This window comes from Roseburia hominis A2-183 (assembly GCF_000225345.1).
Taxonomy (GTDB): domain Bacteria; phylum Bacillota; class Clostridia; order Lachnospirales; family Lachnospiraceae; genus Roseburia; species Roseburia hominis.
Genome location: NC_015977.1, coordinates 1,503,803 through 1,519,597, shown reverse-complemented (window position 1 = coordinate 1,519,597; position 15,795 = coordinate 1,503,803). Strand labels below are relative to the sequence as shown.

Here is a 15,795-nt window from a genome sequence, read left to right as displayed (position 1 = left end):
AACCTTATTTTCCTGTTAATATAACGACAGACTGACCGCAAAGTTCGATCCGCGGCGCATCCACCCGCTCCTCCTCTTTTAGGAACGGTGCCCGCTCTCTGGCGGTGTCCATCAGCAGATACCACTTTTTCTTCCCGGGAAGCTTCGGAAGCGCCAATCTGGTAGGACCCATGTGAAAATTGCAACCGACATAAAGGAATTTCTCCCCCTCTGTTCCATCGCCATCCTCTTTTCCGCAGTAGAGCATGCCCAAAGACTGTCTCTCGCCGGAAAGATCTGAAATCCACGCATTCTCTCCGTGATAGGACAAATCGGGATACCCCGTTCCTTTTGCATCGGAAAGCTGTTTTGGCATATCCGCGGCGAGCACGGGATGCTCCCTGCGAAACGCTGCCATCCGCGCCACAAACTCCCGGAACCACGCGTAGCGCTCATCTTTCTTCCAGTTCACCCAGCCGGTCGGATTGTCCTGACAGTATGCATTGTTGTTGCCTTCCTGGGAATCTCCCGTCTCGTCCCCCTCGTATAAAAGCGGGACTCCCTGCGCGAGAAAAAGCACCGCCACCGCATTGCACATCTGCCGTTCACGGATTCTTACGATCCGCTGCTTGCGGCTTCGTCCCTCCACGCCGTAGTTGGCGCTCAAATTCCAGTCGCTTCCATCCCGGTTCTCCTCCCCGTTGTCTTCATTGTGTTTCTGCTCATAGCAGAAGAGATCCCGCAGGGAAAACCCGTTATTGTCCGAAATGTAATTGACAAATCCGTGATACTGATGCTGTTTGCGCTGCTGGCATGCAAATGCATCCATACCGCCGTTCTTGTGATTGAGCAGCGCCCGGACGGGATACAGATATTCGTCATTGTATACATACAGATGCGGATAACGGCACGGGTGCCAGAGCACAGCGTTCTCGAAACCGGCGCAGAAAATCTTCGTCCGTCTAAGCCACGCATCCTGTGCAATCTGCGTGACGGGCAGATTCTCCCCCAGCAGATGGAAGCCATCCACATGATACTCCCTGACCCAGTAACGCAGCGCATCTAAGATCAGATTCTGATTGACATTCTCAGGAAAATACATCTCCATCACACATTCCATGTGATTCTCATGGAGCGCGCGGATGAGTTTTTTCCATTCGACGGCCGCATCCTGCCCTTTCGCGTAGGACGCCTTTACCGCAAAATAATTGGCGGGCGCATATCCCCACAGGTTCACACGCTCCGGCATCGCACATGCTTCCGGCTTGATCTGATCCTCTTTCCGCACCTGCCAGCTGATATATTCCGGCAATACCGCCTTCTCCTTTAAGATCAGTTCCTCAAACTCATACACCGGCATGAACTCCACCGTCGTGACACCAAGTTCTTTCAGATAGGGAATCTTATCGCGCACCGCCGCAAAAGTTCCCCGCTCCTTTGCAGGGATTCCCGCATCCATCGAAAATCCGCGGATGTTGAGCTTATAGAGGAACATCTCATGGCGCGGGATCTCCGGATGTACATCCGTCCCCCACGAAAAAGTGTCATCCGAATAACCACCGCAGACCCGGAACTCATTCTTAACGCGCCCTGCGTCTCTCCAGCGCTCTCTGCCGATGATGCGGTTTGCATAAGGATCGGTCACGACCGTCCCGCTGATTTTATAATTATAACGCAGGCTCTCTGCCTTAAGCCCCGCGACAAAGACTGACCGGATCGCTCCTCTGCAGCAGCTTTCCGGCACCTTCAGTTCCTGCCGGATTCCGCCATCTTTCCCATACAGAAGAATACTGCAGTCCTCTTCCTTTTCTGCCTCAAACGTAAACACGACTCCGCCGCCTGCGGCTGATGCCCCGTATTGTCTGTAATCGCCCTCTTTTATCGTATACGCCATGCCATCTTCCACCTTTGTCTTCGCTGCCTGCACGTCTGCATCTCTTCGCAATGCACCTACACATCATTTCGCTGTGCACCTACACATCATTTCGCTGTGCACGTCCGGAAAATCAGAGATTTCCCGGACTCACGGGCTTTCGCCCTATCAGCCATGAATTTTAAAAAATTTTGCCTTCGCAGGCAAATTTTTAAAACTCCCTGTCTGGCACTGCTCAATAGCCTTCGCGTACATTATATCATTCCCGCTTGTTTTTTGTATAGTTTTTTCTTTTTCGGGGAGAATGCGCTTGTCCGGCATTTGCATCTCATGTTATAATATTAAGAAACGAGAGTTCTTATTGTCACAGTACGATCGAGGTGATGTATATGAAACGAATACCCACGACAGATTTAAAGCCCGGAATGTTCACAGCCAGACCGGTTCGCACTGCCGCGGGGCAGATCATCCTGGATGAGGGCTGTCTTTTGAGTGCGCAGACCATCCTGCACATCCATGACTATTCCATACCGGAAGTATGGATCAGGGACAGCAGCGATTCCTCCGGCGGGCTTCACGATTATCTGCAAAAGCAGTACGCTCCGGTTCGTTCCCGTTCCGAGCGTATCCGGCAAAGCGAAGAATACAAGATTTTCAGTCAGAAGTTTGACAGCTGCACTACGATGCTTCACACTGCGTTAAACGACTGTATTTTACGTGCCAAAAAGCTGGAGACAGACAAGCTTCTTGCAGGGACCCTGGATTTGTTTGCGTCGCATACTACCACACTTTCCATGTTCGACATGCTCCATAACTTACGGCAGATCGACGATTCGACTTACGCACACAGCGTCAACGTCGCCATTATCTCCCGCATGCTCGGGAACTGGCTCGGTTTTTCGGAGGATGCCCAGAACACACTGACTCTCTGCGGTCTTTTACACGATATCGGGAAATCCCGGATTCCTGCCAGCATCATCGGCAAGCCGGGCAGGCTGACTTCCGAAGAGTTTGAACAGATCAAGCGCCATCCCCTTTTAGGGTACGAGCTGCTTAAAAACCAGCCTCTCGATCCGCACATAAAGAACGCTGCCCTGATGCATCACGAGCGGTGTGACGGAAGCGGTTATCCGTTCGGTCTGTACGCATCGGACATTGACGACTACGCTTCGATCATAGCCGTCGCGGATGTATATGATGCCATGACCGCCGACCGCTGTTATCGTCTGGGGCTGTGTCCGTTTGAAGTGATCGCCCAGTTTGAACAGGAAGGCTTGCAGCGCTACAAGCCGCGCTATATTCTCACCTTTCTCGAACACATTGCGCACACTTACCTGCACAACCGGGTTCTGTTGAACAACGGACAGACCGGAGAGATTATTTTTATCAATAAGCGTCTGACGAGACCTACGATCCAGATCGCCCCCTCACGTTTCATCAATCTTGAGGAGCATCCGGAGCTCTACATTCAGGCGATTATTTAATAACATCCAATAAAGGAGATATCATGATGGCAGACAACCATAACACCAACGAAGACGAGGATATCCTGGTCACCCTGGATCTGGATGACGGCAGCCAGGTAGAATGTGAGATTTTAACCATTTTTACCGTCAACGAGCAGGACTATATCGCCCTTCTTCCGCTCACCGAAGCCGGCGAGCCGAACGAGGACGGCGAGGTCTATATCTACCGCTATGCGGAGGATAGCGATGGCAATCCGTCTCTGGATAATATTTTAGACGACGCCGAATACGAAGCCGTATCCGACCGCTTTGATGAGTGGCTTGACGAGGCAGAATTTAACGACATGGAGGACTGAGACGCTCTCCTGCCTCGGCAATAAAGCGCGAGATATCTGCATCTTTCTGATTCATCTGTTTGACGGAAAAGAGATGCAGATATTTTTTTGCCCGCGTCATACCGACGTAAAACATCCGGCGCTCCTCCTCGATGTCCTGATCCAGCACCGCCTTCTTGTAGGGCATCACTCCCTCGTTCACGTCGATCAGATAGACGTTTTCGTACTCAAGCCCCTTGGCGGAATGCAGCGTGGAAAGCGCTACGCTCTCACTCTGCTTTTCCTGGCTCTGGTACAGGCGTTCCAATTCCCTGGTGTAATTCTCGATGTGCGCAAACCATCCGTCATAATCTTCATAGCCTCTTGCACTTTCCTGTAGTTCATCCAGCACATCATAAAGTTCATCCGCCCGGATACGCCTGTAATCTGCATACTCGGCACAGAACTCGTCATATCCGATGCCTTTCCGGATATAGTTGATGGCGGCAAACGGATTCATCCGGCGAAGCTGCATCACATCATGCTCCAGCGTGACGATCCGCTCCGCCACCCACGGCTGTTCCGCCTCTCTGAAATACCATTCCCACACATCGAATGCCACCGTGTCCTCGTCCAATGAATCTCTGCTGATATAGCGCTTCGGGCGGTTCATGATCTGCAGAAAATCACGGCGTTCCCGGCTTCCCTGCGCGATCCGGATATAGGCAAAAATATCCTTTGCGATCCAGTGCTCGTAAAGGTTCGGTATGCGGTCTCTCGTCCTAAACGGAATATTGTACTCCATCATCTGCTCCATCAGAAGACGCGGCTGTGTGTTAGTGCGGAACAGCACAGCAAAATCACGGTAGCTCTTTCCCCTCTCCACCGCATCACAAATATCGCGGATGATCCGCAGATTCTCCTTCCGCTGATCCTCAAAAACGGCATACTCCACCCCGGTCTCCGCCGGGAGTGCCGCGCGGATGCGCTTCTGGAAGCGCTCCTTATTGTGCCCGATCAGATTCAGCGCATCCTCGACAATATTGGCCTGCGACCGGTAATTCGTGTCGAGAAGCACGGTTTTCGTCCCCGGAATTTCACGCTCAAACCGCAGCATAATCTCCGGCTTTGCTCCGCGGAAGCGGTAGATCGACTGGTCGTCATCCCCCACAACAAACAGATTTCTCTGCTCACCCGCAAGCAGCCTGACCACCTCAAACTGAATCTGGTTGATGTCCTGGAACTCGTCAATCAGAATGTAGGGATATTTTTTCTGCCAGGCAGCCAGAATATCCTTCCGCTCCTTGAAAAGCTCCCATGTATACAAAAGCATATCCTCGAAGTCAATCAGATGATGCGCATAGAGATATTCGTGGTACTCGCTGTAAACTCTCCGGAACACCTCTTCCCCGCAGTTCGTGGAATAGTAATGATCGAGTGAAATTCCGCTGTTTTTCACTAGACCGATCTCCCCCAGAAGCGCTGCGATGAACTCCGACTCATCCTCATATTCCAGCCTGTGGCGCTTAATGATCTCACGCATGCAGCTCACCCGCTGCTCCTCGCGGATGATGTTCTCCGCCTGATAGTGGTAGGCGTGCTTTAAGATCATAAAAAAGACGGCGTGGAAAGTTCCAAACGTCACTGCGGAAGATTTTCCGCCCATCAGGCGCAAAAAACGTTCCTTCATCTCCGTTGCCGCCGCTCTTGTAAACGTGATGACAAGAATGTTTGCCGGATTGATTCCATATTCTGTTATCAAATGTCTGGTGCGTTCCGTAATGACAAGGGTCTTGCCCGAACCGGGCCCGGCCAGTACGAGCATGGGACCATCCTTGTGACGGATGGCCTCACGCTGAGACGGGTTAAAACTCATAGATTACCTCTGATTATTTCTGTAACATGGAAATGCCTTTTTTGATTCTCGCAATGGATTCCTCTTTGCCTAAAACCTCCATCAGCTCTGTCGCTCCGCCCGGCGTCATCTGTTTGCCGGACACTGCGGTACGGATCGGCCACATCACATAGCCGTTCTTCACGCCCTTTTCCTCAACATACTTAAGGAGCGTCGCATAGAGTGCATCATTGGAAAAATCCTCCTGCGCTTCCAGCAGCGGCAGGACGTCGCTTAAAACCTCCAGCGAGGTCTCTGCATTGGTCTTCATCTTCTTGTGTGTGTACATCGCAATATCGTACTCCGGCAGTTCCTCGAAGAAGTCGATGTGGTCGCGGATCTCCGGGAAAACCTCGATACGGGTCTTCACCATCGCTGCAATCTTCTTCAAATCCATATCCTTGTGAATGACCTCACGCAGATACGGCTCCGCCATCTCATAAAAACGGTCAAAATCCATCGCCTTGATGTACTCCCCGTTCATCCACTTTAACTTGGTGTAATCGAACACCGCCGGGGATTTGCTGATTCTGTGATAGTCGAACTCTTTGATCAGCTCATCCAGGGTAAAGATCTCACGGTTGTCCTCCGGGCTCCATCCCAAAAGTGCGATGTAGTTGACCACTGCCTCGGACAGGAATCCCTGCTCTAAGAGATCCTCAAAGGAAGAATGTCCGCTGCGCTTGGAAAGCTTTTTATGGTTCTCGTCCGTAATTAACGGCAGATGAATGTACACCGGTGACTCCCAGCCGAACGCATCATAAAGACGCTGATACTTCGGTGCTGAGGAGAGGTATTCGTTTCCGCGAACCACATGTGTAATATTCATCGTGTGGTCATCAACAACATTTGCAAAGTTGTAAGTCGGGTATCCGTCCGACTTGATTAAAATCATATCGTCCAGTTCTGCGTTCTCCACGGTGATATCTCCGTAAAGTTCGTCGTGGAAGGTTGTCGTTCCCTCATTCGGAATATTCTGACGGATGACAAACGGCTTGCCGGCAGCAAGATTTGCCTCAATCTCCTCCTTGCTAAGGTGCAGGCAGTGCTTGTCGTAGAGCGTGATCTCCTTGCCCTCGACCACCTCTGTCTTAAGGGATGCCAGACGCTCCTTGTCACAGAAGCAGTAATATGCCTCCCCCTTCTCAATCAGCTCTTTAGCATATTTCATGTAAATGCCGGTCTTCATACGCTCGCTCTGTACATAAGGACCGTATCCGCCGTCCTTGTCCGGTCCCTCATCGTGTACAAGTCCCGTCTCCTGCAGCGTGCGGTAGATAATCTCGACAGCGCCCTCCACATAGCGCTCCTGATCGGTATCCTCAATGCGAAGCATGAAATCTCCTCCGGCATGCTTTGCAATTAAAAACTCATATAATGCGGATCGCAGATTGCCGACATGCATTCTTCCTGTCGGGCTTGGTGCGAATCTGGTTCTGACTTTACTCATCTTAAACCTCCATTGTATAACACCTTACGGTGCTGTTTCTTTCCTGAATAACAACAGCCTGTGGCTGTCCTTTGTCTTGTGACATGACCACAGGCTATTATATAACAATTTGATACTTCTGGCAAGCGGACAAATCCTGTGCCTATAATTTTTTGAAGACCTCTGTCTCGCGCTTCAAATCTGCCGCGATGTGCTGGTTCTCGTCCATATGGCGCGTGATGTCCTCCATGTCGCCCACGAGCACCTGCGTGCTGTCGGCAGCGCTGGAAACGCCCTTCACACCCTCCTCGATCGCATGTGCAATCGTGTTGATGGAATCCGCGATCTCTGCCATCGTCTTCTTTAAGACCTCCGTCTTCTCGGTAAAGTCTCCCATGCTGGTCTCAATGTGGGTTGCCTTCTCCCGGTACGCACTTCCGGCATCGACAAACGCCTCAAACTCCGGAAGAATGGAATCATTCATATACTGCACCAGTCCGTTGGAATGTTCCGTGAGGTTTCCAACCGCCTCCGTCACAACGCGGTTGATCTGCTGGATACGGTTGGCTGCCTCCTGGCTGGCGGCTGCAAGCTGGCTGATCTCCGTCGCAACAACGGAAAATCCTCTGCCCGCTTCCCCTGCTCTCGCTGCCTCGATGGAGGCATTTAACGCCAGAAGGTTGGTCTGGCTTGCAATATTTAAAATATCATCGGTCAGGCTGTTTACCTGATTTACGCTCTTGCTGTCCTCGATTGCCTGATTTAATACAGTTAAAATCTCATTGACCTTGGCTCCGGTAGACTCCATGTTCTCCCTTGCGGAAGCCTCCATGGAATCCGCATGTTCCTTCATCTCGCGGGTGTACGCGTTGATCTCTGACGTGCGCTCCGCGATCTGGTCAACTTCCTGCTTTACAGACTCGGTGTTCGTATTGATGAGGGATGCATTGGCTGACATCTCCTCCATCGTGGCAGAAAGTTCTTCTGTGAGTGCCGACAGATCCGACACACTGCCATTCGATGTCACGACGCTGTCGCGCACCTCGCCGACCACAGATTCCATTCTGGTTGAATTGTTCACGATCACCTTGAAAATATCCTGAAGCTTGTCCATAAACACGTTGATGCCGTTGCCGACCGCCGCGACCTCCTGGTTGGCGTGCACGCTCACACGTCTCGTCAGATCGCCCTCGCGCTTGTCAATGTCCTCAATAATATCTGTGATCTCCTTCTGTGTCTTTAACAGAGGGATAATTACCAGCTGGAATACGCAGATCAGAGTTGCAAGCAACGCCGCCACACTGATGATGATGGATGCCGTGCTCGCCGCGATTGCCGTCCGGTAGACCGCTGCAAGCTGTTCCTTTGCCACATCCGCATTTTCGCTGACATTGGTGCGGATTGCCGCAATGCTCTCCTGCATTGCACTGGAATAATCGGCGATCTTGCCGTTTGCCAGCGCATAAGCCGCCTCGTTATCGTTGTTGGCACTGTATGCCATGAGGTTGGCAAGCTCGTACTTCATTCCCTCGTAGTTGGACACCAGCGCATCGTATTCCGCCTTGTTGTCGTCTGTCACATATTCCTGGAAATCATCCAGATATGTCTCTAAGGTCTCCTGCTCACTCCGGATGGTCTCGACCAGCGAGATCATGGTATTTAAGTCGGTCGCCACGATATGGGACAGTCCCAGTCTGTGGATCAGAAGCGTCTCTTTCTGAATATCGCCGAGCTCTGAAATACAGCTCATGTAGCCGTTTGCAATCTGCGTTGCATTTGCATTTACTCTCTTAATATTGGTCACTGCCAGAATATTGGAAACGACTGACACAAATCCCAGGATAAATACCGGAATCAGAATAATAAACTTTGTACTGATATAGCTTTTTTTCTTCATATCCTGCTCCTCCCCGTTACTGTACCGTCGACTGTGTAATTCCAGCCACAAGCGTATCCATCACTTCCTGCGGATCCGTTCCGTTTGTGCTGCCTGTCGCCATCAGATTGCCGAACTCCGTCGTCGCATCCCAGAAGCTGTTGCCCACACGCTGGAGTTTGCCGTACTGCGCCTGCGCAATGACTGCCTGGATGGCAGGCACCGCCTGTACCTGCTCCGACGCAGCCGCGTTTTTATTGGAAGGTCCCTGATCGCGCTCCTCAAGACGCAGCATCTGGTTCTCCTCGTTTGTAAACCAGTCTGCAAGCTTTAATGCCCAGTCCTTGTGCTTGGAATAGGCGTTGACGCCCATCATCTTATAGCCCGTGAAAGAGGCCATCTGGATCTGCTGTCCCGCGCAGGTGTAGGTCGGAAGCTTCACTGCCCCGTAATCGTTGCCCCATACCTTTTTGATCTCCGATGCATTCCACACGCCGCTGACGCCTGCCACAACCGTTCCGTCCTGCACGCCCTCCATGAATTCCGTGTCGGTACAGCTTAAAAACGCCGGATTCTGTGCGATGGCAAGCAGCGCCTCCTCAATGTCGGTTCCCTTTATGCTGCCTTCCGTCGCATTCCAGTCGCAGTAGTTCGTCACCCCGTCGTCATTTACACCGAAATCCAGTCCGGTGTTGCCGAAAAACGCATAGAGGTACCAGCCGGAACTCCAGTCCATCGTCACCTTCTTGCCCACAGCGCCCGCTGCTGCCAGAAGCCCGTCCATCGTCTGGACGTCCTCTTCCGTCAGGTAATTCTTGTCGTAATACAGAAAATATCCGTTGTCCGCCGTCATCGGGTAAGCGTACAGCGTATCATTCACAGAAGCCGCTGCAACCGCCTCATCCAGATTCGCCTCCCGGATCTCATCTGCATTTGGTACCGGCTCTAAGGCACCGGCTGCAACCATGCTGGTAAGCTGATCGTCCGGCAGCGGGAAGACATCCGCTCCGTTATGTACATCTCCAAGCAGCGTATTGCGCGTCTCAGCATCTGCATTCTCCGCAAGCTGAATATCAAAATCTGCCTGTCCTGCATATTTCTGCTCGAAGCTGTCGATCATCTCCTGCAGAACATCAAAATTGGCCTCCTCTGCCCATACGGTCAATGTAACCTTGCCGTCATCCTCCGCTACATCGCCGGACAACTCTGTCGAATCCATGACCGCCTCCGTCTGCAATACGGACGGTTCACCGTTTACGGACTCTCCACCTGCCGTCGTATCCGCACCTGTACAGCCCGCCATTGCTGTTGTAACAAAGGCTGCCGCTGCAACCGCCGCAATAACATGCTTCTTCATTTGAAATCCCCTTCCTTTGTATTCGTATCTGTATGTGCAAATTCTCTCTGCCGCCTCTTCTGTTCTTATACACGATTTTGCACTCATTTTATATATTTTACACCTATTTTACAAAATGCGCAATCGGTTGTTCCTTTTTTTTAATTTTTCTTATCCTTTCTCCCACTTTTACATCCGCTGCAGGATGAGCAGTGACCACAGCAGCCACAATCTTCTTTGTCTTTTTTTCTTTTTCCCATATACAAAAGCGCCAGGATGATCCACAAAAGGATACACCCCAGCACAATCAGATCCAACGCATGCAACCCACTCAAAAGAAGATTCCTCCTATCTGATAAACCGCAAATGCCATCAGCCACGCGACCGCGCATTGAAGCACCACGACGAGAAATGCCCGCATGCCGCTTCCCATCTCACGCTTCACCGCCGCAATGGCTGCAACACACGGCGTGTAAAGCAGCGTAAACACAAGGAAGCTTGCCGCCGAGCGCCCGGTAAACATACTTCCGAGCACCCTGCTTAGATTGGCAGTCGCCGTGCCGGTCAACACACTCAAGGTGCTGACCACCGCCTCTTTTGCCGTAAATCCGGTAATCAACGCCGTAGAAACCCTCCAGTCCGAAAAACCGAGCGGTCCAAACAGCGGTGCGATCCACTGCCCCACCAGAGCGAGCAGACTTTTCTCACTGTCTGTCACCACATTAAGCTTCAGATCAAAGGTCTGCAAGAACCAGATGACAATCGTTGCAACAAAGATAATGGTAAACGCGCGCTCCAGGAAATCCTTTGCCTTATCCCAGATCAGCTGTCCGACACTCTTTGCCGACGGGAAACGGTAATTCGGCAGTTCCATGACAAACGGAATCGGATTCCCGCGGAACGCGGTGTGGTTCAGTACCAGTGCGGACAAAATGCCCACCACAATTCCCGCCGTGTAGAGAAGTATCATCACAACCGCCTCGTTCCCCGGGAAAAATGCCGCCGCAAACACTGCATAGATCGGTATTTTGGCAGAACAGCTCATATAAGGCGTGAGCATAATTGTCATCTTTCTATCTCTCTCACTCGACAACGTCCTTGTCGCCATGACCGCCGGAACCGTACAGCCGAATCCGATCAGCATCGGTACGAAGCTTCGCCCGGAAAGTCCGATCTTACGCAGCGGCTTGTCCATCACGAAAGCCACGCGCGCCATGTAGCCGGAGTCCTCCAGAATCGAGAGGAAGAAGAACAGCACCACGATGATCGGCAGGAAGCTTAACACGCTCCCGACGCCGGCAAAAACACCGTCGATGAGCAGGCTGTGTACAACCGGATTCAATCCGTACGCGGTAAGCCCCCTGTCACAGACGGCAGTAAACGCGTCGATTCCCACCGCCAGCCAGTCGCTCAACGCCGCGCCGACCACATGGAACGTCAGCCAGAAAATTAAAAACATGATCAGTAGAAACATCGGGATCGCAAGGTACTTGTTCGTGAGCACACCGTCGATTTTCACACTCCGGATGTGCTCCCTGCTCTCCTGACATTTTTTAACCGTTTTTTGGCACACCTTCTCTATAAAGGTATACCGCATGTCAGCTAACGCCGCATTCCGATCCAATCCACAGTCTTTTTCCATCTCCGCAATACTATGTTCCATCATTTCCAGCTCATTCTCAGAAAGAGCCAGACGTTCTATAATGTCCGTGTCATTTTCCACGATCTTCGTCGCCGCAAAGCGCGGGGACATCCCGATATTTACCGCATGATCCTCCACCTGATGCGACACCGCATGAATGCAGCGGTGTACCGGCCCCTGCTCGCAGAAATCCATGACTTTGGGCGGTATCTTTTTGCCCGCAACTTCCACAATCGCCGCAATCAGATCCTCAATTCCCTCATCCTTCGCCGCACTGATCGGAATCACGGGAATCCCTAATTCCTGCGACATCTGCCTGTAATCAATGGAACCTCCGTTTCCGCGGACCTCATCCATCATATTGAGTGCTAACACCATCGGAATGTGCATTTCCAGAAGCTGGAGCGTCAGGTAAAGATTTCTCTCGATGTTCGTCGCATCCACAATGTTGATGATTCCATCCGGCTTCTCATTTAAGATAAAATCTCTGGTGACAATCTCCTCATTGGTATAAGGTCTGATGGAATAGATTCCGGGGAGATCTACCACGGAACAATTCTTCGTGGAGCGGATTTCCCCCATCTTCTGATCCACCGTAACGCCGGGGAAATTGCCGACATGCTGGTTAGCTCCTGTCAGCTGATTAAACAACGTCGTCTTACCGCAGTTCTGGTTTCCAGCCAATGCAAATATCATTTTTCTTCCTCCGGTTTCACTTCAATTTTCGCTGCGTCCTCCCGCCGGATCGTAAGCTCATACCCGCGGATGCGTATTTCAATCGGATCTCCCATCGGAGCCACCTTGCGCACCTCCACAGCAGTCTTCGGGATCAGTCCCATATCTAACAGCCGGCACCGCAGTGTGCCCTCTCCGCCGACCGCAGTAATAGCAGCGCGCTTTCCGATTGGCAGTTCCTCTAATGTCATATTTTCCACACACCTTTTCTCTTTTGATATTGATATTCATTCTCACTTATACTAATATGATGCTTCTGCATTGTCAACCGGCATTCCGGTGTAATGGAATTTTTTGTTTCAGGGAACACTAAAAGGAATTGCTGCAATAAGCACAGCTCTCTTTGGGGTGATAAGTAATATTATAAAGAAACGCACTTGGGGATTTCATGTGGAAATGCAGAGGGAATATTCGTTGGAAAAAAATGTGAGCATTTCTTCCAGCTGAATGTTTGCATCAGATTCCGTGTCTCTTCCACGTTTTGACAATCCGCCGGGTGCATGTCCGACACACCAGAGACAATGGGCGGACTTTCTGGTGTCCCTAAGGGCACCTCTTCACAGACAATATAAAACCGCGCGAACCGAAACTCACTGCCATCTGCTATTAAAAACATGGCAGATGGCAATTCAGACATCGGCTTCGCGCGGTTATGTTTTGCTCAGAGGTGCCCATAAGGGACACACACAAAAGTCCTACAAATTGTCTTCCGGGATGCGGACATGACCCGCGGAGTGCTCCAAACTTGGAAAGACACGGATCATCGAAGATGCAAACATCCGGCTGGTTAGAAATACCACATTTTTTGAACCGAATTTTCCTCTGCATTTTCATCTGAAATCCCACTGTGTAATCTTCTGATCATATTACTTATCAAACCCAAGTACGATATGCTTATTGCGGCAGTTCCTTTTATTTTCCGCATCCCGGATCAAATTCGGGATTACACATATAAAAGTTACTGCGGTCGAGATCGTCCTGAATCATCCGCAATCCCTCGCCGAAGCGCTGGAAGTGGACAATCTCCCGCTGACGTAAAAAGCGGATCGGGTCGCAGACCTCCGGATCCTTGACCAGACGCAGAATATTGTCGTAGGTCGTGCGCGCTTTCTGCTCCGCCGCCATATCTTCAAACAGATCGGTGATCGCATCGCCCTTAGACTGGAACTCGCACGCATTGAACGGAATGCCTCCCGCCGCCTGCGGCCAGATACCCGCCGTGTGATCCACATAGTAAGGCGCAAACCCCGCCTCCTCCAGTTCCTCCGCACTCAGTCCTTTCGTGAGCTGACGGACGATGGAAGCAACCATCTCAAGATGTGCCAGCTCCTCTGTGCCAATATCGGTCAGCAGCCCCGCCACCTTCCGATCCGGCATGCTGTAGCGCTGCGACAGGTAACGAAACGATGCTGCCGCTTCTCCGTCCGGGCCGCCGTACTGCGACAAAATGATCTGCGCGATCTTCGCATTGGGGCTTGTGATGTTGACCGGGTACTGCAGGCGTCTCTCATAATTCCACATTAGCAGCCACCTCCTTCCCACGGCAGGGGCTGTTTTGCCCAATCCCAGTAAGCATCTGGATTTGCCGTATCAATCGTCAGCGGTCCGAATTTGTCCGCATACACCTGCATGGCATTTCTGTGCATTTCTATATGATGATTGAAGTAACAGATCGCTTCCGCATCGACGGGATGCGTATCAAGATACTCCGCGATGTCCACCACGGCAAAGCTCACCATATTGATCCAGTGCAGAAGCTGCGCCTGGTTCATCTGTGTCATCTGATTCATCAGCAACGCCTGCACCCCCTTCCCACTGCCAGAAACGGCTTATCAAGTTCTGGGAATATGGTTCCGGTTTCAAGTGCCTTATCCAGTTCGTAGGTCGTTTTAAAGTGCTGCCAGGGAACATATGCCATCGCAACCACATATTCCGGCTGTCTATCAGAAGCTGCATCCGGTTCACACGCACATCGGCTGCGCGTGTTTCCTGCTGCATTGTAATTTCTCATGCGGCTCTCCTATTATGATATCTTCCCTTTACTCTATGCCGCATCCCATTCACTTGTGCTAATCTCCCTCGTTAATTTTATCTACTGCATTTAAAATCTTCTCCATCTGGGGGCGCATGCTTCCGACCTTGTCTAAAAGCTGTTCTGCCTCCTCTTTCTGCTCGTTGACCTGCGAGAGATTGTTCTCAATCCGTGCGCGCAGCTTCTGTCTGCGCCCGATCAGTCCGTGCTTGATCTCCACCATCTCCTTGGGATCGACGAGCGCAACTGCTTGTGTTACCCACACATGCGCATCGTACAGTTGATAATTGGAGAGCATGCGCACCAGTCTGCCGTTAAAATATTCCAGATCCTCATTGGTTCTCTGATATTTCTGGCGTTCCTTGACCGCCTCCAGATAATACTGCCACTGGTTTTCCAGTTCTCCAGCACTTTTTACATGGTATTTTTCACACGCATAATCGACCGCATTGGCAACATTGATATATTTCAGCTTGACCTTGTTAAGCAGAACAATCGCACGGTTCTGGCTCCGCTCCGCCACCTGTATCTCCGACAGGTCATTCTGGATTTTCATGTAAATACCGCACACCACCACCGCAGTTGCAAAGATCAGTCCCATCCACGCATAGTAGAAATCCTTTTCCAGAATAATCTGTAAAATTCCGAACACCACCGCGAGCGTCACCGCCAGACCGACAATAATATACAGCACATTTTTTAACTTTTTCTGCTGATGGTCCAGGTATTCCTTGCGCAGATTCCACTCGGACTTTTCCCGCTCCAGATACTTCATATCCCTCTGCAGCGTGTCACGGTGCAGTTCGTTGGTCTTAAAACGTTTGATTGCCTCCGGCAGTTCGCGTTCCTGCTGCTCTAACTGTGTAAACTGCGCGTCCGACAACTTCTTGGAGGAGTTGAGAAATTCCGTGCGCGCCTTGTTTAACTGCACCACATTTACCGCGATCTCAGAAATCTTATCTCTTTCTTCCTTCGGTATCTTCTCCAGAGTCTCAATATCGTTCAGATAGGACGTCACAATCCGGTATTCTTCCTTCTCATCGTCCAGCTCCTTGGTCAACTCAATCATCTGCTCTAGGCGCTCCACCACGTACTGTTCAATCTTACCGGTATTTTTGTAATCCTTTTTTGAGAGAACCGTTGTATTTAATTCTCCCATCTTACTCTCAAAATCAGGTTCCTTTTTCTTTCTCTTCCAAAAAAACATCGTTTCACGCTT

12 protein-coding genes and 1 pseudogene are annotated in these 15,795 nt (G+C 51.0%); 2 read left to right on the top strand and 11 right to left on the bottom strand.

Features of this window, described 5'->3' with window-relative positions; all coding sequences use genetic code 11:
* Positions 1 to 4: 4 nt before the first annotated feature.
* Complete coding sequence (locus RHOM_RS06715) at positions 5 to 1,906, bottom strand: alpha-amylase family glycosyl hydrolase (protein WP_014079532.1); 1,902 nt, start codon at positions 1,904 to 1,906, stop codon at positions 5 to 7.
* A gap of 335 nt (positions 1,907 to 2,241) precedes the next feature.
* Here RHOM_RS06715 and RHOM_RS06710 point away from each other — a divergent pair, with 335 nt between their 5' ends.
* Together RHOM_RS06710 and RHOM_RS06705 are read left to right on the top strand one after the other, a co-directional pair.
* Entirely contained in the window at positions 2,242 to 3,336 is a 1,095-nt protein-coding gene (locus tag RHOM_RS06710; RefSeq protein ID WP_014079530.1) for an HD domain-containing phosphohydrolase, read from the top strand.
* A gap of 26 nt (positions 3,337 to 3,362) precedes the next feature.
* A complete protein-coding gene (locus tag RHOM_RS06705; RefSeq protein WP_014079529.1) occupies positions 3,363 to 3,674 on the top strand; it encodes a DUF1292 domain-containing protein in 312 nt (103 codons plus the stop codon).
* On the opposite strand, the gene RHOM_RS06700 is transcribed toward RHOM_RS06705, so the two are convergent.
* From RHOM_RS06700 to RHOM_RS06655, 10 genes and pseudogenes are all read right to left on the bottom strand, one after another.
* Positions 3,655 to 5,508 (bottom strand): ATP-dependent helicase, encoded by a 1,854-nt coding sequence (locus RHOM_RS06700; protein ID WP_044024630.1) that lies wholly within the window; start codon positions 5,506 to 5,508, stop codon positions 3,655 to 3,657. The genes RHOM_RS06705 and RHOM_RS06700 overlap by 20 nt on opposite strands.
* A gap of 13 nt (positions 5,509 to 5,521) precedes the next feature.
* Positions 5,522 to 6,976 (bottom strand): glutamate--tRNA ligase, encoded by a 1,455-nt coding sequence (gene gltX, locus RHOM_RS06695; protein WP_014079527.1) that lies wholly within the window; start codon positions 6,974 to 6,976, stop codon positions 5,522 to 5,524.
* Positions 6,977 to 7,118: 142 nt separating this feature from the next.
* Positions 7,119 to 8,852, bottom strand: coding sequence for a methyl-accepting chemotaxis protein (locus tag RHOM_RS06690; protein WP_014079526.1), 1,734 nt, complete (start codon positions 8,850 to 8,852; stop codon positions 7,119 to 7,121).
* Between the two features lie 16 nt (positions 8,853 to 8,868).
* Complete coding sequence (locus RHOM_RS06685; RefSeq protein ID WP_014079525.1) at positions 8,869 to 10,188, bottom strand: extracellular solute-binding protein; 1,320 nt, start codon at positions 10,186 to 10,188, stop codon at positions 8,869 to 8,871.
* A 140-nt stretch (positions 10,189 to 10,328) separates the two neighbouring features.
* Positions 10,329 to 10,502, bottom strand: coding sequence for a FeoB-associated Cys-rich membrane protein (locus RHOM_RS17370; RefSeq protein WP_014079524.1), 174 nt, complete (start codon positions 10,500 to 10,502; stop codon positions 10,329 to 10,331).
* A pseudogene (feoB, locus tag RHOM_RS06680) lies at positions 10,499 to 12,735 on the bottom strand (ferrous iron transport protein B). Before feoB ends, RHOM_RS17370 begins: the two are co-directional and overlap by 4 nt.
* A gap of 721 nt (positions 12,736 to 13,456) precedes the next feature.
* Positions 13,457 to 14,065 (bottom strand): manganese catalase family protein, encoded by a 609-nt coding sequence (locus RHOM_RS06670; protein WP_014079521.1) that lies wholly within the window; start codon positions 14,063 to 14,065, stop codon positions 13,457 to 13,459.
* On the bottom strand, positions 14,065 to 14,334 hold the full coding sequence (locus tag RHOM_RS06665) for a spore coat protein CotJB (protein ID WP_014079520.1): 270 nt from the start codon (positions 14,332 to 14,334) through the stop codon (positions 14,065 to 14,067). Before RHOM_RS06665 ends, RHOM_RS06670 begins: the two co-directional genes overlap by 1 nt.
* On the bottom strand, positions 14,334 to 14,555 hold the full coding sequence (locus RHOM_RS06660) for a spore coat associated protein CotJA (protein WP_014079519.1): 222 nt from the start codon (positions 14,553 to 14,555) through the stop codon (positions 14,334 to 14,336). The genes RHOM_RS06665 and RHOM_RS06660 overlap by 1 nt, the downstream gene beginning before the upstream one ends.
* Positions 14,556 to 14,613: 58 nt before the next feature.
* Entirely contained in the window at positions 14,614 to 15,783 is a 1,170-nt protein-coding gene (locus RHOM_RS06655) for an AAA family ATPase (protein ID WP_014079518.1), read from the bottom strand.
* Positions 15,784 to 15,795 lie beyond the last annotated feature (12 nt).